The 20,435-nt window shown below is 46.5% G+C and carries 16 protein-coding genes; 7 read left to right on the top strand and 9 right to left on the bottom strand.

Annotated elements, in window-relative coordinates; translation table 11 throughout:
- Nucleotides 1–274: 274 nt before the first annotated feature.
- The 4 genes from SAPGRDRAFT_RS17370 (at nucleotide 275) to SAPGRDRAFT_RS17355 (ending at nucleotide 5,161) form a co-directional block, all read left to right on the top strand.
- Entirely contained in the window at nucleotides 275–775 is a 501-nt protein-coding gene (locus SAPGRDRAFT_RS17370; protein ID WP_002660667.1) for a hypothetical protein, read from the top strand.
- A gap of 82 nt (nucleotides 776–857) precedes the next feature.
- Nucleotides 858–1,916, top strand: a complete 1,059-nt coding sequence (locus SAPGRDRAFT_RS17365; protein ID WP_002660665.1) for a class I fructose-bisphosphate aldolase — start codon at nucleotides 858–860, stop codon at nucleotides 1,914–1,916.
- Between the two features lie 391 nt (nucleotides 1,917–2,307).
- Nucleotides 2,308–3,651 carry a Trk system potassium transporter TrkA gene (gene trkA / locus SAPGRDRAFT_RS17360; protein WP_002660663.1) on the top strand — a complete coding sequence of 448 codons (1,344 nt, stop codon included), beginning with the start codon at nucleotides 2,308–2,310 and terminating at the stop codon, nucleotides 3,649–3,651.
- 7 nt (nucleotides 3,652–3,658) lie between these two features.
- Nucleotides 3,659–5,161, top strand: coding sequence for a TrkH family potassium uptake protein (locus tag SAPGRDRAFT_RS17355; RefSeq protein ID WP_002660661.1), 1,503 nt, complete (start codon nucleotides 3,659–3,661; stop codon nucleotides 5,159–5,161).
- Nucleotides 5,162–5,554: 393 nt separating this feature from the next.
- Here SAPGRDRAFT_RS17355 and SAPGRDRAFT_RS17350 read toward each other — a convergent pair whose 3' ends face one another.
- Entirely contained in the window at nucleotides 5,555–5,962 is a 408-nt protein-coding gene (locus tag SAPGRDRAFT_RS17350) for a hypothetical protein (protein WP_002660659.1), read from the bottom strand.
- Between the two features lie 418 nt (nucleotides 5,963–6,380).
- Here SAPGRDRAFT_RS17350 and SAPGRDRAFT_RS17345 point away from each other — a divergent pair, with 418 nt between their 5' ends.
- Entirely contained in the window at nucleotides 6,381–8,537 is a 2,157-nt protein-coding gene (locus tag SAPGRDRAFT_RS17345; RefSeq protein WP_002660658.1) for a S9 family peptidase, read from the top strand.
- A 72-nt stretch (nucleotides 8,538–8,609) separates the two neighbouring features.
- On the opposite strand, the gene ftcD is transcribed toward SAPGRDRAFT_RS17345, so the two are convergent.
- The 6 genes from ftcD to SAPGRDRAFT_RS17310 all read right to left on the bottom strand — a co-directional run bounded on the left by ftcD (nucleotide 8,610) and on the right by SAPGRDRAFT_RS17310 (nucleotide 15,373).
- Nucleotides 8,610–10,295, bottom strand: a complete 1,686-nt coding sequence (gene ftcD / locus SAPGRDRAFT_RS17340) for a glutamate formimidoyltransferase (protein ID WP_002660656.1) — start codon at nucleotides 10,293–10,295, stop codon at nucleotides 8,610–8,612.
- 54 nt (nucleotides 10,296–10,349) lie between these two features.
- Nucleotides 10,350–10,934 carry a hypothetical protein gene (locus SAPGRDRAFT_RS17335; RefSeq protein WP_002660654.1) on the bottom strand — a complete coding sequence of 195 codons (585 nt, stop codon included), beginning with the start codon at nucleotides 10,932–10,934 and terminating at the stop codon, nucleotides 10,350–10,352.
- A 313-nt stretch (nucleotides 10,935–11,247) separates the two neighbouring features.
- Entirely contained in the window at nucleotides 11,248–12,216 is a 969-nt protein-coding gene (locus tag SAPGRDRAFT_RS17325) for a hypothetical protein (protein WP_002660652.1), read from the bottom strand.
- Nucleotides 12,217–12,494: 278 nt separating this feature from the next.
- Entirely contained in the window at nucleotides 12,495–13,850 is a 1,356-nt protein-coding gene (locus SAPGRDRAFT_RS17320; protein WP_002660651.1) for an ABC transporter permease, read from the bottom strand.
- A 4-nt stretch (nucleotides 13,851–13,854) separates the two neighbouring features.
- Nucleotides 13,855–14,754: an ABC transporter ATP-binding protein gene (locus SAPGRDRAFT_RS17315; RefSeq protein WP_002660649.1), complete on the bottom strand. Its 900-nt coding sequence runs from the start codon at nucleotides 14,752–14,754 to the stop codon at nucleotides 13,855–13,857.
- A gap of 178 nt (nucleotides 14,755–14,932) precedes the next feature.
- Nucleotides 14,933–15,373 carry a DUF4258 domain-containing protein gene (locus SAPGRDRAFT_RS17310; RefSeq protein WP_002660647.1) on the bottom strand — a complete coding sequence of 147 codons (441 nt, stop codon included), beginning with the start codon at nucleotides 15,371–15,373 and terminating at the stop codon, nucleotides 14,933–14,935.
- A 73-nt stretch (nucleotides 15,374–15,446) separates the two neighbouring features.
- Here SAPGRDRAFT_RS17310 and SAPGRDRAFT_RS17305 point away from each other — a divergent pair, with 73 nt between their 5' ends.
- Nucleotides 15,447–16,073, top strand: coding sequence for a hypothetical protein (locus SAPGRDRAFT_RS17305; RefSeq protein WP_002660646.1), 627 nt, complete (start codon nucleotides 15,447–15,449; stop codon nucleotides 16,071–16,073).
- 53 nt (nucleotides 16,074–16,126) lie between these two features.
- Here SAPGRDRAFT_RS17305 and SAPGRDRAFT_RS17300 read toward each other — a convergent pair whose 3' ends face one another.
- Complete coding sequence (locus SAPGRDRAFT_RS17300; RefSeq protein WP_051018638.1) at nucleotides 16,127–16,897, bottom strand: hypothetical protein; 771 nt, start codon at nucleotides 16,895–16,897, stop codon at nucleotides 16,127–16,129.
- 295 nt (nucleotides 16,898–17,192) lie between these two features.
- On the opposite strand from SAPGRDRAFT_RS17300, the gene SAPGRDRAFT_RS17290 reads away from it, so the two are divergent.
- Nucleotides 17,193–18,632 carry a hypothetical protein gene (locus SAPGRDRAFT_RS17290; protein ID WP_002660644.1) on the top strand — a complete coding sequence of 480 codons (1,440 nt, stop codon included), beginning with the start codon at nucleotides 17,193–17,195 and terminating at the stop codon, nucleotides 18,630–18,632.
- Here the strand turns inward: SAPGRDRAFT_RS17290 and SAPGRDRAFT_RS17285 are convergent.
- Nucleotides 18,622–20,274, bottom strand: a complete 1,653-nt coding sequence (locus SAPGRDRAFT_RS17285) for a sigma 54-interacting transcriptional regulator (protein WP_002660642.1) — start codon at nucleotides 20,272–20,274, stop codon at nucleotides 18,622–18,624. The genes SAPGRDRAFT_RS17290 and SAPGRDRAFT_RS17285 overlap by 11 nt on opposite strands.
- Nucleotides 20,275–20,435 lie beyond the last annotated feature (161 nt).

Genomic DNA, 20,435 nt, shown 5'->3' with positions numbered 1-20,435 from the left:
ACAAAACTACACAACTAACTAGTAGGGGGATTCTTCTGTTCATTCCGCAAGATATCATTTTTGTTTTGGGGCCTCCGCTGCGGCTTCGCCTTGCGGCGCTACGCTTTGGGGCTCGCAGGTCTGCTCGGCCCTTCACCAGCAAGCTGGCTCGGTCTGGCCTTCGGCCACCCCGCCGCATCGCTAGGCCAAGGACCAAACCCCTAGCAAAAAAGAAAGCAATTGGGCAAAAAATTGTATCTATTTCCTAGATTTGCGTTTCGAAAAAAAATAAACCATGAACAGAGCAAACTTACTTCTTTTAGTACTTAGCAGCCTATTTCTCTTTTCTTGTGGCCCCAAACAAACCGAAGAGGGGCTCCCCTTAGATGAATATGGCCGAGAAGATTTCTTAAGCTTTCATCATAAGTTTTTCCATGAAATTGATTTTCAGTTGGCCCGAATTGATTTTCCCATTACTGGCCCCAAAATGGCCAATGGCCTGCCAAAATTCATAGAAGAAAAAGACTGGACCTTATTGCGCCCCATTGATGGCCAAGAAGGCGTAGAACGCCAATTTGCCCCCAGAGCCGATGACCTCATGGAGGAGTATATTATTGCCCAAAAGGCCTTTGTGATTAAACTGCGCTACCAACACAATGAGGTCCAAAATAAATGGTACCTCACTTACTACTCTGGCATCACTGGCGATAATATTCGGGCCACGGTAGACTCTAGCAAGCTAGATAGCAATCGGGTTTTGTTGGTGCATCCCGATTCTATGCCCACAGATAAATAAAATAGGCTGCAGCATCAAAATTTAACTGAACTTTGTATTTTGGGGCGCAAACGCTTTTTATCCGCCAAAAAATTGAAACGACATGGCCTTGTTGGACCAAATTGTAGCGCGCCTAGGCGCCGAAAAAGCAGCCTACCTGCTCGAACATCAATCATCGACTTTTCCAAAATCTACTATTCATGCTCCCCGCCCAAACTTTATTGATGAAGTTTGGAGCCAGAGCAACAGAAATATACAAACGCTCCGCAGCTTGGGCGCCTTGCACAATCATGGCCGCTTGGGTGGAACGGGCTACCTCTCTATTTTGCCTGTAGATCAGGGCATTGAGCATACGGCTGGGGCCTCTTTTGCCCCCAACCCCATCTATTTTGACCCTGAAAATATTATCAAGTTGGCCCTAGAGGCGCAGTGTAGTGCCGTGGCCACTACTTATGGTGTCTTGGGTGCTGTGGCTAGAAAGTATGCGCATAAAATTCCTTTGGTGGTTAAAATTAACCACAATGAATTGATGACTTACCCCAACAAATATGACCAAATCCAGTTTGGCTCTATCAAAAATGCTTGGGATATGGGTGCCGTAGCCGTAGGAGCCACCATCTACTTCGGCTCAGAAAACTCTAATCGCCAACTCATTGAAATTGCCGAGGCTTTTGAATATGCTCATGAGCTAGGTATGGCGACCATTCTTTGGTGCTACACTCGCAACTCGGCCTTCAAAAAGGATAAGGATTATCATCTAGCAGCCGACCTCACTGGCCAAGCCAACCATTTGGGCGTCACCATTCAGGCGGATATTATTAAGCAGAAGCTACCTCAAAACAATGGCGGCTTTACGGCAGTAGGTTTTGGTAAAACTCATCCTAAGATGTATACTGACCTAGCTACTGAACACCCCATTGACCTTTGTCGCTACCAAGTAGCCAACTGCTATATGGGCCGTGTGGGCTTGCTCAACTCTGGAGGAGCTTCTGGCGGAAATGATCTGCAAGATGCAGTAGAAACTGCTGTCATTAACAAACGGGCAGGTGGTTTGGGCCTTATTTTGGGCCGCAAAGCCTTCCAAAAACCGATGAACGAAGGCGTAGATATTATCTCTGCCGTTCAAGATGTATATGCTTGTCAAGATATCGATCTAGCCTAAGGCTTAGGGTCGCAATAAAGAGCCAGCCCCAAAAGGGCTGGCTCTTTTCTGTTTGCAGGCTAGACTTTTGGTCCAATTGCACCTTGCAGGCGGCAGAGCCGCCGCAGAGGAGCGCAGCGACTGGCCACAACAAGCCCTTTAGGGCGTCTTCAACGACCAAAGGGAGTAACCGAAGGTGCCTAGCACCAAAGCGCAGGGCCGAGCAGAGCTGCGAGCCCTGAAACGACAACAAGCCCTTTAGGGCATCTTCAACGACCAAAGGGAGTAACCGCAGCAAGGCGAAGCCGCAGCTGAGGCCCCAAAATGGCCCCTAACTTTAAATAGTTATAATAAGCTTAACATTTTATAAAACTTCCTTGTACTTTTGTGGTAGAATAAAAGTTATCTACAGATGAAAATCATTATTGCCGGAGCTGGAGAAGTGGGTTTCCACTTGGCTCGTCTACTTGCCGATGAGCAGCAAGATATTACGCTTATAGACACCAACAAAGACCGATTGGCCTATATTGAAAATCGTTTGGATGTCCTGACTCTCAATGCCAATGCAGCCTCCCCCAAGTCCTTGCTACAGGCAAAAATTGAGCGCACCGATATGCTCATTGCCGCTACGGCATCTGAGACCACCAATATTACCATTGGATTGATTGGGAAAAAGTTGGGCGCTCGGCATAGCATTGTGCGAGTATCTAACGCTGAATACCTCTCTTGTGGAGAAGGCGATTTTTCTTTATTGGAGCTAGGAATTGATGAACTGATTTCGCCTGCGGCCCTAGTAACTCATGAAATTGAGCGCCTATTGGAGCAATCTGGCGTGACGGATTCTATTGATTTTGGCGATGGACAGCTAAAGGTTGTTGGGGTGCATTTGGTAGAAGAAGATGCCCCAATTTTGAATAAAACGGTCATTGAGGCTGCTGCCGCCCATGGCCGCAAGCTAATGCCCGTAGCCATCAGAAGAGGCTATAAGACCTTGATTCCCAGAGGAAACTCTATGTTCAAGCTAAATGACTTTGCCTATTTTGTTTCTTCGCCTCAAGATTTGCCCGATTTGATGAAATTTACGGGCAAGCCGGAGGTTCATATTCGCAATATCATGATTGTTGGCGGAAGTTTAATTGGGCAGCAATCGGCTAAATTGCTCAGTGATAAGTACAATGTCAAATTGGTTGAGGTCAACAGAGAAAAGTGCTACAACTTTGCCGAGCGCCTGCCCGAAACCTTGGTCATTCATGGAGATGCTCGTCAGGTGGACCTGCTCAAGGAGGAAAACATTGATGAGATGGATGCTTTTATTGCCGTAACGGGCAATTCGGAAACGAATATTATGTCTTGCTTGGTGGCCAAATCTTTGGGTGTTCGTCAGACCATTGCATTAGTAGAAAACATGGATTACATTCATCTTTCTCAGAATATTGGTATTGATACGCTCATCAATAAAAAGCTGTTGGCGGCTTCTAACATCTTTAAATTTGTGCGTAAGGGCGAGGTCTTGACGATTGGGAACTTACATGGCGTACAGGCCGAAATTTTGGAGTTTGAGGTGAAGCGAAAATCAAAGATCACCCGTGCTCCCATTCGCAAATTGGGCTTTCCGGAAGGGGCCATTATTGGGGGCGTACTTCGGGGCAGTCAAAGCTACACCCCACTTGGAGATTTTAATATTAAGGAAGGCGACCGAGTGGTTGTTTTCACCTTGCCCGATGCCATCCGTAAAGTAGAACGTTTCTTTAAATAGCCCTAAAATGCCTAAAAATAGATTTCACCTCAAGGTCATTCTGAATGTATTGGGCAGTATGCTCTTTTTTAATGGCCTTTTTATGTTAGCCTGTCTGCCTATTGCCCTTATTTATCAAGAGGAAGGCGGCGGCATGATGGATATGGCTGGTTTTTGGGAGTTTTTGATCCCTGGTCTGGGCTCTATTCTCTTTGGTCTGGGCAGTTGGTTGGCTACTCGTAAGCATTCTGGCAATTTGAGTAAAAGAGACGGCTACCTCATTGTTAGTTTGGGCTGGCTGTTAATGTCGCTGGTGGGCGCTCTGCCCTATTACTTTTTTGGAGGAGAGGAGTTTCCCGATTTTGCCTGCGCCCTCTTTGAGTCAGTATCTGGATTTACCACCACTGGGGCTTCGGTCATCAACGATATTGAGGCCATGCCTCGTTCTATGCTGTTTTGGCGGTCGCTCACGCACTGGATTGGGGGAATGGGGATTATTGTTCTCACCATTGCCATTTTGCCACTTTTGGGCATTGGCGGCATGCAGCTTTTTGTGGCCGAGGCTCCTGGCCCCACTGCCGATAAGTTGCACCCCAGAATTACCGAAACTGCTAAGCGGCTTTGGGTGATTTATGTGATGCTAACCGTAGTAGAAACCATTTTGTTGCTTTTCTGTGGTCTAGACCTCTATCATGCGGTCAATCATGCCTTTGCCACGGTGTCTACGGGCGGATTTTCTACACAAAATGCGAGTTTGGCGGCCTATGGACCCGCAGTACATTATGTTGTGATTGTATTTATGTTTTTGTCGGGCATGAACTTTTCGCTTACCTATTGGGGGCTCAAGGGGCAGCTGCACCGCATTTGGCGCAATGAAGAGTTTAGAGCCTACCTCTTTTCGGTCCTTATTATTACTGCAGTAGCCACGGCCTTGGTTTTTAGTTATGACCCTCAAAAGTTAAATGTTTCTTTAGAAGAAGCCTTTAGAGATGCGCTATTTCAGGTGATTGCCGTGATTACCACTACCGGTTTTGTAACTGAGGATTTTACGGCCTGGGGGCCTTTTCTCAAGGTGGTATTTTTCCTTATGATGTTCATGGGCGCCTCGGCGGGCTCTACCTCTGGAGGCGTAAAAATTGTTCGGCACATCCTGATTCTGAAAAACGGTATTTTGGAGTTCAAGCGACAATTGCATCCTCATGCTATCTTGCCGCTGCGCTACAACAAAAAGGCCGTAGAGGGCAAAATTGCTTATAATGTTTTGGCCTTTTTCTTGGTCTATATGGCCCTCTATTGTTTTGGCTGCCTGATTATGGCGGCTTGGGGCTTTGATTTTGAAACCGTTTTGGGCTCGGTGGCTACCTCTTTGGGTAATGTGGGCCCTGGATTGGGGCAAGTTAATCCCGTTTCCAATTTTGCCTTTTTTAATCAGGGACAGAAGTTTTTCCTCTCTTTCTTGATGCTACTTGGCCGCCTAGAACTCTTTACGGTTTTGATTGTGCTCACGCCTTTCTTCTGGAAAAAATATTAGCCTCAGGCTAAATGTATATGCTATCGGGGAGCAGCTTTAGGGCTGCTCTTTTTTGTTGGTTGTTTTGGGCCTCCGCAGCAAGCTGCGGCGGTTACTCCCTTCGGTCGTCGAACTGCGAACTAAAGTTCTTGTTGTCGTTTACTTCGTCGAACTGGCGCCTCTTTGAGGCTGGTTGTCGCAGCTCGCAGGTCTGCTCGGCCCTGCGCTTCGGTGCTACGCACCTTCGGTTACTCCCGTTGGTCGTTGAACTGCGCCCTAAAGGGCTTGTTCTGGTCTGCGGCTTCGCCGCACTGCTGCACATCGCTAGGCCATCAACATGCTAAAAGGGAAAAGCGAAGGCCCGAGCGCAGATGCGCTCGGGCCTTTTTATCTCTTTTTTTTAAAGGAGGGACATTAAATAGCTCTATACTTCAGCTGTTTAATATCCATATTGCCACCTAGATAAGCATATTCGCTATGAAACTGGTCTTTGGCGGCTAAAACTGCTTTGGGGAGCTCGATTTCATCGCCTGTGTTTTGTTGCAAAATAATATGGTCTGCGTTTTTGGTCCAGCGGCCATTGCCTTCAATGGGGCCATCGGCAGTATGGTAAAGGACCTCAAAGTTGCGGCTATCGTAGAAGGTAATTTGTACGGGGACATAGCCACCAAATCGGCTAGTGAAATTGCTGTCATTAAAATCAACAAGATCTGTAGTGACCATTCCGCCCTTGTCCACATCATAAACCTCGGTGCTTAGAGCCTGTAATCGCCATACTTTTTTGCCATTTTCGTGTAGGTGGGTAGATCTGAGTTCTGCCATAATATTGTTTTTTTTTATTGAGAAAGTTGTTTTTATTTTTTGCGTCTAGAGGCGGCGAAGCCGCCGGCTGAGGGATGGATAGCAGTGGCCCGCAGGGCCAGACCAAAGCGCTTTAGCGCTGCAGGGCCGAGCAGACCTGCGAGCTGTGACACAGCCCGACCCGCCCAAAGGGCGGGGCAGCCCCAAAAGAAGCTGCTTTTGGCTCGATATAGTCGAACTTTTTTTCTTTTTTGTAGAAAAGAATAGTCCTTTTGCTAAGAACTTCTTTTTTTAGATAGGCGCTTCAGGCGCTGCTTTAGAACAACCCAAAGTTCGGCAAAAAGATTCTATTTTCATATACATTTATTTGGATACAGCAGCTAATCAGCCCTAAAGGACTGATTATCAAATTATATTTTCATTCATCAATTTAGAAAAAATGATAAAACATTATGTTGGGCTAGCATTCTTATTGCTAGTGGCGGCCCCCAATTTGGTTTGGGCCCAAGAAAAGGAGATTCAGCTAGAGGAGATTTGGCGAAATTACCAGTTCTTTTCGCAATCGGCTCAGGGCTTTAACTTTATGCAAGACGGGCAGCATTACAGCCAGTTGGATGACAAAAAGATTCGGGAGTTTGATTTGAAAACGGGCCAAGAAAGCCAGGTTCTTTTTACGGCAGAAAACGGCTTTGATATTTCGGGTTATAGTTTTGGGCCCAAAGAAGAAAAAATCTTGTTGGAGACGGATCCTGCAAAAATTTATCGCTACTCTTATAAGGCCAATTATTTTGTTTATGACCGCAAGAGCCAGAAATTGGAGGTGGTTTCGGAGGCGGGCAAGCAGCGTTATGCTAGCTTTAATCCGCAGGCAGACAAAGTGGCTTTTGTTCGAGATAACAACCTCTTTTACAAGGATTTGCAGACGGGCAAGGAGCTACAAATCACGGAAGATGGCGAACAAAACAAAATCATCAATGGGGCTACAGATTGGGTATATGAAGAAGAATTTGCCATTGACAAGGCCTTTTTTTGGTCGCCCGATGGCCGTAAAATTGCCTTTTTGCGCTTTGATGAATTGGCGGTAAAGGAATTTGGGATGACCTATTATTTGGGCAACCTCTACCCTAATCCCGTTAGTTTTAAGTACCCTAAAGCGGGAGAGAAAAATGCGATTGTCACGGTACACCTCTATGATTTGGAGAGCAAAAAGCTGCGTCAGTTGGAAGTAGGGAGTGAGACGGATCAGTATATTCCGCGTTTGCTTTGGACCCCCAACAATGAGCTTTGCATCTATCGGATGAACCGCCATCAGAACCAATTGGACCTCTTTTTATTGGCGGCTGATGCCAGTGCCCCCAAGTTGTTGATGAGCAAAGAGAATAAGTACTTCATTGATATTGAGGATCATTTGGTCTTTTTGAAAGATGGCCGCTTTGTTTGGTCGGATGAAACCGATGGCTACCGCCATTTTTACCTTTATGACAAAGCGGGCAAGCTGATTCGCCAACTGACCAAAGGCAAATGGGACATTACTGACTTTTATGGGGTAGATGAAAAAAATGAGCGCCTTTATTTTCAGGCTGCGGCCCAAAAATCGACAGAAAGAGAGGTCTATTGGGTTAGTTTGAAGGGCAAAAAGATGAAAAAGCTCAGCAAGGCCGCAGGGACCAATAGTGCAGAATTTAGCCCTACCTTTGCGTTTTACATCAATAAGCATTCAGACATCAATACACCACCTAGCTTTACGGTTTATCAGAGCAAAGGCAATAAAAAATTGCGTGTGATTGAGGACAATGCCCCTTTGAAGCAGCGCTTGAAAAACTACAATTTGGGCAAGATTGAGTATTTCTCTTTTAAGAACCCCGAAGGGACTAAATTGAATGGTTGGCGCATTTTGCCTCCCAACTTTGATCCCAAAAAGGAGTATCCCGTCTTTATGTATGTCTATGGCGGCCCCTCGGCCCCCACGGCGGGCAATGCTTGGAAAGATGGCAACAATATGTGGTTTCAGCTACTAGCCCAGAAAGGCTACATTGTAGTTTCTGTAGATGGCCGAGGCACCGAGCCCAGAGGCGAAGCCTTTAGAAAAGCGACCTATATGCAATTGGGTAAATATGAGGCCATGGACCAAATTGCCGCCGCCAATTATTTGGCTGGCTTAGATTATGTAGATGGCAGCCGCATTGGCATCTTTGGTTGGAGTTTTGGCGGTTATCTCTCTTCTTTATGCTTGGCCAAGGGCAATAAGGTCTTTAAAATGGCCATTGCGGTGGCGCCCGTTACCAACTGGAAATGGTACGATAGCATTTATACAGAGCGCTATATGCGCACCCCAGAAGAAAATAATGAGGGCTATGAGCAAAACTCGCCCATCAACTTTGTGGAGCGCATAAAAGGGGCCTATTTATTGGTGCATGGCTTTGCCGATGATAATGTGCATTTTCAGCATGCTGCCGAAATGTCTTCGGAGCTCATCAATAATAATATTCCCTTTGATCAGCAGTTTTATCCCAATAAAAACCATGGGATTTATGGGGGCTATACCCGCCTACACCTCTACAACAAAATGACAAAATTCATTTTGGAAGAGCTTTAAACCCAGTTTAAAGGGACAAAAAAAGCCTGTAGCAAAATGCTACAGGCTTTTTTTCTTTTAGTCAGGAACGCACTAGAGTTTAGTTTCTACAATAGCCAAAATTGCTGTTTCGGCGGCTTGTATTTTATCGAGCATAGCGGCTCCTTCTTGCAAGCAATCGCTAACGATGCTATCGTTTTCCATCCCTTTGCTGTTAATCTTCACATTGAGGTAGGCGCCACGGAGAGCGGCTCTAGCGCAAAGCATGCCCACGCCAACATCACTAATAGAATTGGGGTTACCTTCCTTGGCCATTTCCTCCAAAAGCGGCAAACTAGCCATACAAGCTTTCATAACTTGGAAAGGCACCAAAATCGCTTGGCGAGTAGCTTCGGCAATGGCTTCTTGGCGGGCTGCTTTTTCGGTCTCGCTACCTTTGGGCAAACGGAAAGCCGCCATAATGCCATTAAAGGCATCGGTATCTTTATCGACCAAATCAACCAATTCTCGCTCTAGAATCTGCGCTCTTTCGGCCCAATCGCTAAAGTACTCCCAGCGGTCGTCCCAACCTCTTTTGTGGCTAGACAAATTGGCGACCATACCGCCTAATGCAGCGCCCAAAGCCCCTACATAGGCCGAAATAGAGCCACCACCTGGGGCTGGACTCTCTGAAGAGGTTTCTGTGGCAAAATCCGATAAGCTCATCTGAATCAAAGGCTGCTGACTGGCATCCTTGAGCTGATATTCAATAATGCGCTCATTGGGGTCAAAGGGAGAAAGCTCGTCTAGGCCCATCGTTTTAACCGCAATCTTGATCAATTCTTGTTCTGAAATTCCAACAGAACGTTGCTGTTGGCGTAGAAAGTAGCGGCCTGCATCTAGCATCACCTTAAGCGGCAACAAGCCCACTAGCTCTGAGCCCGTTACCCGCATACCTCTTTTAGTTGCCGACTTACAGCTTTCCTCAAAAACAATATGCAAGGGACTTTGCTCAATATTTGTAATATTCATCGACACCTGAGCCACCCCATATTCTTCAATAAACCAACCGATTCCCTTTACGCCCTGGCAAGCGCCTGCAATGCGGACCGGCTGCCCATTTTCATCCAATACTTTTTTGCCCGTAATGGGGTTCCCTTCTCGCTTGACGCGGCCAGCTTCTCGAACATCAAAGGCTACAGAATTGGCCCGGCGAACAGAGGTCGTATTGAGGTTAATATTATAGGCAATCAAGAAATCACGAGCGCCAATAGCCATTACCCCCGCTTCTTTATGCAAGGCTTTGGGGCCATAATCAGGTGTAAACTCAGGCGTAGCCAATTTATCGGCCATGGCTTCATATTCTCCAGAACGGATATTGGCCAAGTTCTTCCATTTGGCCTGAGTCGCCGAATGCTCATACAAAAAGACGGGAATATTTAGCTCCTGCCCCACTCTTTCTCCCAATTTTTGGCTATAAGCCACCGCTTCTTCTACAGAAACGCCCGAAATAGGAATCAGTGGGCAAACATCGGTGGCGCCCATACGAGGGTGCTCGCCCTTATGTTTGCTCATATCAATGAGTTCACTGGCTCTCTTAATGCCCTGAAAAGCCCCTTCAATCACGGCTTCAGGCTCTCCCACAAAAGTAACCACCGTGCGGTTGGTGGCCTTTCCAGGGTCCACATTAAGCAATTTCACCCCTTCTACGGCAGCAATCGCAGCGGTAATTTCGGCAATAACTTCTGGTCGGCGGCCCTCACTAAAATTGGGCACGCACTCAATGAGACGCTTAGACATAGGTTGTTGATTAGCTGTTGTTTTTGGCCCCAAAAGGACCGAATAAAGAGGCGCTTAGAACAAAAGCGCTACCTCTTTTTTGATGGCGGCAAGAGCCTGAACATGCCCTTCTTGCGGACTTTCTTCTAGGTACACCAACAAAACTTCTACATACTTTTGCGCAGGCAATTGCTTCCCTTCTGCTACCGCATCTAGTTGCTGTTGTACTCTTTGCAAAATTACTTTTGCTTCTTTTTTGGCCAATAAAATGATCTGCCAAAGCTCCTCAGACATATACATTTGCTGGGTCACATTATGCGAGAACTCCTCTTCTAGAGCAATTTGTAGTTGTGCGCTATAACTTTTGGCCGATAATTCATCGGGGTCAAAACGCTGCAAAAGATCCACAATATCCAAACGGTTACAATAAAGCGACAAACGCTCATAGGCATGTAAACGCAGGGGCAAAGTCGTTTCTTTATTGGCTTTTTGTAGCTCAATTTTGCGGCGCTCGCCCTCAATTTTTCTAAACTCTGCCTCTTTGAGCAAAAAGCTCTGCATAGCCTCTCTCTGGTTTTTCAAAAACTTATTGACTAGCACCAAAGTGCTCAAAAATAGCAGTAATGCTGGCAAAGTAATTTGGAGAATGTCTAACCACATAATGTTGATGAGATTTTAATTTTAAGGGCCTAATATAAGCAGCTTGTTCTGATTTCCAAAGTTTCTGAATTTGCTTTATTGACTATTTTTTTGGGGCCCGCGGCCGCCCTTTAATTTGGGGCGGCCGCCGCTATGCTTCCTGGCTCGCAGGTCTGCTCGGCCCTGCGCGGGCTTCGCCCGCTGGGTCTGGCCTGCGGCCACCACTGCGCAGCGCTGGGCCATTGGCCCTTCGGGCCGGGGCTTCGCCCCCACTAATAAAAAAGCCGCCCCTGCCTGAAGGCAGGGGCGGCTAAAAGAATCGACTAATTCAAGATTAGTTTTCGATTTCAAATGTTTCGGCGGGCAGATCAATATTGAACTGTACGGCTTCTACATTATACTTAATTTCATAGCCACGCAAGGCGCGCTTTTCGGTATAAGGAACTTGAATGCCCTCTACTTCTTTGTAATTGCTATATACGGCCACTTGTTGGCGATTTACACCTTTGGTGCCGGGAGTCGCTTGCATATAATTATGAATTTGCTGTACTTTCAGCCCAGTTTCCATATCAAAAAACAACTGATAGTTTTCTGTTTTCTCTGCATTTTCGCTTCGTACTTTATAGCATTTTTTGCCTTGTACATTAGCGCTACCCAAAAACTCAAAGCTATAGCCTTGTTTTTGCATGGCCAATTCGGCGGGATAAGTAGCCAGGAGCTGTTGTTTTTTAAGGTTTTCAGCATCTAGGCTGCTTACTTTTCCATCAGAAAAATGTTGCTTACCATCAAAGGTTTCGGGAATTTCATTGCCACTCATAGTGGTAAGTGTGCGGTACTTTTGGCCCTGCATCATAATGCGCTCTTCACCTAGTTCGCGGCCCGCCATAGAGGCAGAAGCTTTAATATAAATATTGTTTAGCTTTTCTAGTTTGGCTTGGCCACCTAGGGCATTAAAATAAGCATCCATCACCTCTTCTGCGCTGCTCAGGCGGCTATCTAGCTCCTTTTTGCGCTTAGAAGAAGCTGCAGAGCTGCTTGCTGCTGCATCATTGCTGCTATTTGTGGCACTGCTGCTTTTGTCGGTTGTTTTGCTACTTGATGTTGTGTTCTTCTTGCTCGTAACGGCATCCTCTGCATTATTCAAGCTTTTGTCTACTGTTTTATCGACGGCTTTGTCTGCACGCTGCTTGAGTTTTTTCTCGGCACGTTCCTTAGCGCGCTTCAAAAAGCCCTGAGCCTGTGCTTCTTGGGGCATGAGGCCCAAAAATAGGGCGAATACGGAAAGATAAATCCAATGCTTCATGAGAATTTGATTTTTTATTTAAAAAATTTGGGTAAATAGGCCTTGCTATCTCCCGATGAATTAGCCAGTGCTTAGCAAAAACGTTGCCTAAAGTAACGGTTAAGGGACCTTATTTTATTTTTATGGCGTCCTACAGGCCCGAAGGGCCGCAGGCTGAGGGATGGACAGCAGTGGCGCGAAGCGCCAGACCCAGCCGCCAAAGGCGGCGCAGGGCCGAGCAGACCTGCGAGCTGCGAAACAGCCCGACCCGCCCGCAGGGCGGGGCAGCCCCAAAACCATTAGAACTTGAACATCCAGTAAAAAAACTGTTTGACAGAGGGTTGTTTGCCATATAATAGGATGCCGATGCGATAAATGCGGCCCGACAGCCAGATCATGGCGATGGCCGAAAGGAAAAGGATGCCGAGGGAGAGCCCTAGTTGCCAGAGGGGGGGGTCAAAAGCGAGGCGGGCAGGCATGATGACGGGGGCAAAAAAGGGCACATAAGAGGCATATTCGACCAAGCTGCCATGGGGATTTTCGATGGCTTGTAGGCCAATGAGCATAGCGGCCACCACGGGGATAGTGACGATAATGGTGAGTGATTGTCCCTCTCCCCAATCGTCGCCCATAGCGGCGCCGATGGCGGCAAAAATAGAGGCATAAAGGGTGTATCCGAGTAAGAAAAAGGCCAAAAAGCAGCTCATTAAGTAGCTATAATTAAATTGGCTGAAGCCTTCTAGGTTGTCCATAATCATCAGCATTTGGTCCTCGTCTAGGCCGCTGCCGCTGGGCAAAGGCGAGCTGCTGGCGGCGGGTAGGGCCACAAACAAACTGAGGATGAGTTGCAGCGTAGGAATTGTGAGGCCCCAGATGAGAAATTGGGTGAGGCCCACGGCCCCCACGCCAATAATTTTGCCCAACATCAATTGAAAGGGTTTCACCGAAGAGATGACAATTTCGACAATTCGGCTGGTTTTTTCCTCCATGACCGAGCGCATAACCATATTGCCATAAATCAGGATGACCATATAGATGAGCATCATCATGCCGCCCCCTAAAAAGCTGGCCAAATAAACCTGTGCAGAGGCAGCTGTTTCTTCTTCGCCCGCTACATTGAGCTGATTAAAATGCAGGTCGCTGCCCTTTAATTCGGCCCGTTCTAGGTCCTTTAAATTGATGCCCAATAGCTTTCTGCGCTCCTTAATAAGCCGGCGGCTCAGGCGCTGCCGCAAAATAGATTGGGTACTAGCGCTGAGTGGTTCTCGGCCATAAAGCGCCAACTGAATCGTCAGTAAATTGCTTAAGTTTTCTCTATTTTGCACGCTTGTTTTGGGAATATGCAAAAGTGCATCAATAGGGCTATCCTCGGCCTTGGCCAACAAGCGCTGCAGGCTATCAATGCCTACTTTTGGGGCCGGAATCAGGTTCAAATTGGCTGAAGAAGAGAGTGCTCCATCGGCCTGATTGAGCAGATTGGCCTCATCTGCTACCCAAATTGTTTTTTCTTTACTCACAGCCGACATACTGGCAAAAATGCTAATACTAAAGAGCAATAAAAAGCCTAGTGGCGTGAGAATTGTGGTCAGAATAAAGCTTCTTTTCCGTACTCTAGAGCCATATTCCCGACTAATAATTAACCAAAGTTTTTGCATAATTTTATTCCTGTACCATTTCGATAAAAATCTCTTGTAAGCTGGGCAAAACCTCCTCAAAACGCCGTATTGGCAGGCCTGCATCTACAACAGCCGCAAAAAGTTCTGCGCTTGTTTGCGTTTCTTGCAAACGGACTTTCAGCCAATCTTCGCCTTGGTCCAAGAGCTCAAAAGTATGCGCAAAATCATTAGCGGCTGGACCTTGAGTTTGGATCAAGAACTCGTTTTTCTTAAAGCGCTCTTTGACCTCGGCCACCTTGCCCAAAAATAATTTTTCGCCCTTATTGATGAGCAAAATTTGCTCGCAGATTTGCTCCACTTGCTCCATGCGGTGGGTAGAAAACAAAATGGTGCTGCCCTCCTCTTTGAGGCGGTAAATTTCTTCTCGGATAATTTGGCTATTGAGAGGGTCTAGGCCCGAAAAGGGTTCGTCTAAAATCAAGAGTTCGGGCTCGTGGATCACGGTCACAATAAACTGGATTTTTTGCTGCATGCCCTTAGACAATTCCTCGATCCGTTTCTTTTTCCAATCTTCAATATCAAAGCGTTGCAGCCAAGCGGTCATTCGTTTTTTGGCCTCTTTTTTAGAGAGCCCCTTGAGGCGGGCCAAATACATAATTTGCTCGCTCACCCGCATTTTTTTATACAGGCCGCGCTCTTCGGGCATATAGCCAATTTTGCGCTGTGTTTTTGGGCCTACCAATTTTCCATCAAAGAAAATCTGGCCTTTATCGGCCTTTGTAATGGCGCAAATCATCCGAATTAAAGAGCTTTTTCCCGCTCCATTGGGCCCTAAAAGGCCAAAAATCTGGCCCCTACTTAGCTCAAAGCTGAGGTCGTTTACGGCTGTATGCCCGGCATATTGCTTATAAACGCCTTCCAATTTTAATAAACTACTATCCAATCTTCTGTTTTTTTTCTTTTTTGGGGCTGCCCCGCCCTGCGGGCGGGTCGGGCTGTGTTGCAGCTCGCAGGTCTGCTCGGCCCATCGCTTTTTCGCTTTGCTCAAAAGCTTGGTCTGGCCCTGCGGGCCACTGCGATCCATCCCTCAGCCGGTCGTCGCTTCGCTCCTCTTTTGGGACCTACTTACAGCTACAAGACCATTTTTTGCCCAAATCAATTACCGTAATTACTCTAGGGTCCGTTTCACAAGCGCCAATAACCACTCGTAGCTTTTGGCCATCTCGGCTAAGGCCTTCATAGGCAAAAGAGGGACAAGGTTGGTCGTTGGGTCTTGTTTTTTTATAATTGATTTTGCCCTTTTCCAAAATTTCCTGAATTTCGTAGGCATCAATATGTCGACAAGCAGAGCGGCAACGGCCATGTTTGGTCATTCGCAAAGCTTGGCCCTTAAATTCTAGGTCTTCATAATCAAAGTCCTTTTTTAGTATACTTCTTTTGGCGGGCTCATCTGGCTGAGCAGTCTGCTCTTGCTGTTCTAAGTCTTGGCCAGTGCCTTCTTGCAACTCTAGCTGACAGGCGCCAAGGCAAAATAATAAAACTAAAAGGTAAAAATATTGCATATCCTTATATATTACTTATGGTCTAAATATTGATGAGCTCGATTTAAAATTTCTCACAAGATAAACTATAGATATGAAAAAGCTAATCGTTTTTTGTAGTTTCCCCTTGCTTGCTTTTAGCAGTATGCCCCAAGCAGCAGAAAATCATTTATCTACTGAAACAACAATGAACATGATGGAGGAAAACCCCATGACAGATGACGAATACGTCATGACGGAAGCAGAGGCAGCTGCTTTTAAAGAGCTCGCCTTTGGCTTGAGAGCTCGGATTAAGGCGGGTGAAGATATTTATGATTTGGCAAAGGAGGCTAATGATATCCAATATCAGGCAAGGGCTGCCTGTGAAAAAGCCTTTGCCCTTTTTGAGGCTAAATGTAGTTTTGCCTTTACGCCCAAGCCAACGGACCATTCGCCTAAGGGGATGCGAACCTTCTTGTTTGAGCGTCATGGAACTTGGCGCAATGGAATTAAGAACAACAAATACGTAAAAGAAGAGTCTAAGGCTTTTATGATGTTAGAGATGTGGTTTGCGATGCATAAAGCCAAGCTAAATTTCACCAAAGAGGGTAAAAAAGAGGCCTTAGAGTTTGCCAGTTTGGCCAAGCGTTTTTATTTGCGTTTTCTTAGCCCCAAAACTCGCCTAGAAAAAGGCTATAGCCGAGAGCGCTATGAAAAAATGTATGGTGGCGCTGCTCGATAAGTTGGTGCTGCAACAAAAAGGGCTGCTCCTTTAGGGAGCAGCCCTTTTTGTTTTTAATCTCGGAGCAGGGCTTCAAACTGCTCAAAATAGTTGGGTAAATTGGTTTGGGCCAGGCGATTTTGGCCCAAAAAGGCCTCCTTAAGGGCCCAAAGTTGTAGTTTTTCTTCTAGGCTGCGTTTTGGCAAATTGGCTAAAATGGCATATAAGGGCTCAAAGTCGCTAATCACGGCCTGAAAAAAAGCGAGGGCTTTATTGTTTAGGCCAAATTCTTCGAGGTTTTTGGCTACGCCAATCATATCTGGTCCAATAAGTTGGGGGGCTGTACTAAAAAAGTGCTGACTGAGTAAAAGGCGGGCATAGCGCATGCTCAGTTCTCCCTCCTTATCCTTTCGGTCCTCAAAGTAGCAGGCCATATAGAGGAGCCAATCTCTGAGTTCTGCAACTTCCTCTAATTTTTTGTTTTCCTTATTTTGGGCCAAAAAATTGGCGGCGAAATTGAGCAGGGGCAAAAGGCGGTAAGCTAAATCTTGGGCGGCTTTAGTTTGCTTGAGTTCTGATTGCCAGAGGTCTAGGAGGCGGCAAGCCTCAATTAAATCCATCCAAAAATCAGTTTGGCTATTTAGGTCTAAACTACCCACTTCCTCCTCTGTTTTATATCCGCCCTGCCAAAGCCAGAGGCGCAACATCCAGCCGCCGGGCCAGTTATCATTTTGGTTAATTTGCGTCCAGGCCCATTTGGCAGCTTGGGGATTTTGGTACTTGAGTAGTAGCTCAAAGAAGGGTCGGTTAGGGCTTTTGCCCAAAAAAGGGTATAGATCTGTCATGCTTGGCGATTTATTTTGGTCCAAAGTTGCAAATTCAAAGGGAAAAGCGGGGCCCAAATTCAAGTCTTTTTTAAATTTTTGTAATTTTGGGCCTTTTGGAGCCTATTTTTGCGGTCTACAGGCCCGAAGGGCCGCAGGCTGAGGGATGGAAAGGGGGGCGGCGCAGCCGCAGACCCAGCTTTTGAGCGTAGCGAAAAAGCGCAGGGCCGAGCAGACCTGCGAGCCCCGACACAGCCCGACCCGCCCGTAGGGCGGGGCAGCCCCAAAACAACAACATTTAGCAGATACTACTAATATGAAAACACCCAGTAGCGATTTATTCCGAATGATTCAGGCGATGAGCTCGGCAGAAAAGCGATATTTTAAGAAAGACAGCCGAGATAGCCACACCTCTCATCTTTTTGATCTCATTAACGAGCAGGAAGAATATGATGAGGAGCAGATCAAGCGGCGTTTGCGGGATGCTTCTTTTGCCAAAAACCTGAAGGTGCATAAAAACCGATTGCAGCAGTTATTGCTCAAGAGTTTGCGGGCCTATCATGAGGAAAAAACGGGGCGTTCTAAGGTTCGGGTATTGTTAGATAACGCTGAAATTCTGATTCAGAAGCAGCTATATGATTTGGCGATTAGTCAGTTGGACAAAGCCAGTAATTTGGCCGAGGAATTTGAGGAATACGAGCTTTTGCTAGAGTGTCGGTCTTTGCAGGCGCGTTTGGGGCAGGCCCACAGAAAAGTGAAACCGCCTTTTTTGGCTTTACAGGAAACGGCAGCTCTTTTGCACAATTATAGTCAGTATGCTTTGGTTAATGAGGAATTGAGTCGGATGATGAATGCGCCATCTAGTCCTTTGGAGAGTAAGAGTCGGGCCAGAAAAATGCAGCGCTTAGTAGAAGAGCAAATTTTGGATAAAGACTATCAGCCGGCGAGCAGCAAAGCCATGCGAAGTTGGTGGCAATCTCAGGCGCTTTTGGCCAAGGCCAAGGGGCGAGATGAGGAAGCTTTGGCGCATAGTCAGGCGGCTTTGGACAGTATGGAAGAGCGGCCCAAGCTCGTGCAGGCGCAGGCGGCGGCCTATCTAAAACTGTTGATGAATCACTTTAGTTTTTCTTTGGGTTTGCAGGAAGAGGGGGCGCTTTGGGTTGAGTTTGAGAAAGCAGAGGCTCATTGCAAGAAACATAAATTCCTGTATCCTAGGTTATTGCATCTACATTTATTATTTATCCTATATTGGCAAGATCGGTTAGAGGGGGCTCAGATGGCCAAATTCTTAACGGAAAAGAGTTTGCCCTTAATCAAGCGTTATGGTTTGGAGCAGCAGGCTATTTTGGGGCAGCTATTGCCCTTGGTGCTATCGCCCTTATACGGGGGGGGGCATTTTGGAGAACTGCAGCACTGCATGCAGCTACTTCAGGGCCTAGAACTCCCTAATTTGCGGGCCAAAACCATTGACTTAATTGTCTATTGGGAAAATTTTCGGGCGGGCAAGCTCAGGGGGCAATTGGCAGAAGTGGAGCAAGACCTTAAGGGTTTGGGTCGGCAGGCCAATCGTTATCCTTTCTATGAAAAGAACCTCAAGCTACTGCTTCAGTTGGGCGATTTGAGTGAGGAGGGGCAACTGGACCTTTTAGCGCTATATGCGCAGCAGCTGCGGGCCTTGCCCAAAGATGCCATTTGGCAAGAGTGGAACCAGCTGCTGCCCTTAACTGACTATTGGGAGGCTTTTCTTAAAAACTAGGCGGCTTTTTATCGGCTGTATTTTTCCAGTTATGGACTGTTTTTGAGCTGATTCCCAGAAAATCACGGGGAGATTCTACCTCTTTGGCCCATTCTAATAGAAGTCGGCGAAAACGATTGAGCAGTTTATTGCCTAAATTGCTCTCAGTTTTCAAAAAGGCCTCTGGCGGAAGTAAATAATTTAGAATGGCCTGTTGTGGGAGGCTAGCAGCGGCAGTTAGCGGCTGGTCAAACTCTTTTTTGAGCCAATCGAGGACCTCTGGCCCTTTTCGTTTTTGCAGCTCTTTGGGAAAATCGAAGAAGGCCTTATACGCAATGGCGATCTGTTCTAGGTCTCGGTAATTTCCCTTTAGCTCTTGTTGTTGCAGCCAAAGGAGAAATTCTGCTGCATCGGGGCAAGGCATAGCAAAGCGCATTTTTTTCCAGACCGATTGCCAGGCGGTAATAATTTTCTGTGGTTGATTTCTCAAGGCGGGTAGACTAACTCGAAGTTGCGCAATTCGGTCAAAGAAAGAGGGCAAAAGGGCTGATTTCAGTTCTTTTAGATCGAGACTAGTGGTAAAAATCAGTCGAAACTGATAGCGTTTGAGTCCGCCATTTCCTTTAAAATAATTGTTCCGATCAGTAGAAATGGCCTGCATCAGGCACAATTGGGCCTTAATGCTTAGGTGTTGCAGCTCCTCAATAATCAGGGCACCCCCATCTGCCTCTTCAAATAGGCCAATTTGGCCCTCTTGACCAAACAATTTAGGAATCATACTGTCCTCCTCATTGATCGCCAAGGCATGTATGCGAGGAATAGCCCCCAAAATGGTCTGTAATTGCTCTAGTTGGTGGTTTTTACCACTCCCTCGCTCCCCTAGAAGCAGAATAGAAAATCCTTGTTTTAAATAGGTTTGTAATTCAGACTGAACAAGATCTAGCTCCACAGCTCTAGGCAATTTGGGCAACAGCTGCTCTCTGAGTTTGGGCAGCAATTTATCCTGCATCCGCCCCAAAACCAACTGTCCTTTTCCCCCTTCTAGGGCTTGGAACAAATAGTTGGCGCTCGACAACAGCTCTTGTTCAATCAGCAATTGGCAGCAAAGGTACCAGGGACCAAAAGCGGGATTATCCCAACAGAAAATATCACTAGATTGATTTGCTTCAATTTGTTTTTCTAGGCCCAGCAAACAGGCAGAGGAAAGCTCACTATTTAGGGGGTGAAAAAACAAACGCCCCTTATGATAAGGCCCCAAACAAGCCTCTTTTTTAGCCCAAAATAGCCATTGCTTTTCTACAGACAACTGCCCTAAAATGGTCATAAAACCCTCGGCTAGGCTGGCTTTTTTCAATTCATTTAGGCCATCGTAATGGCTAATAATTTCCGCTATATCTGTAGTTGGTTTTAGGTCCAACAAGCGGCTTAACGCCTTTTGACTACCTTCTTCTTGGCCAGCGGGCAAGGCCGCATAAAAAATATGTAGTTGGTCAAAAACAAAGGTAGAACGCTTCTTCCATTGGTCCAACTGAAACAGCAGCCGCCCTCTCGGACGGGCCAAACTAGCCACCCCTTTCTGGGCAAAAGCTTGCAAAATTGGAAATAAATCAGCTAGGGCTTGCCGATTAGACAAGGCCAGATAAAGGACTTTTTTCTTGTGCATGATGCTTGTATTTAGGTAACACAAACATAAGGTTTTTCTGCAATTCTGCCAAGCAGATCGAGCGAGCTCCCTTTGAGGTAAAAAATTACCGCTTTAGAAAAATTTAACAGTTCTGCCCTTTTCCCCTCTTTCTTTAGCCAACAAACCTTCGCTTCTGCCTT

Origin of the sequence: Saprospira grandis DSM 2844, from assembly GCF_000275825.1 — a bacterium.
Lineage (GTDB): Bacteria > Bacteroidota > Bacteroidia > Chitinophagales > Saprospiraceae > Saprospira > Saprospira grandis_A.
This window is presented reverse-complemented; position numbering and strand designations above follow the sequence as displayed.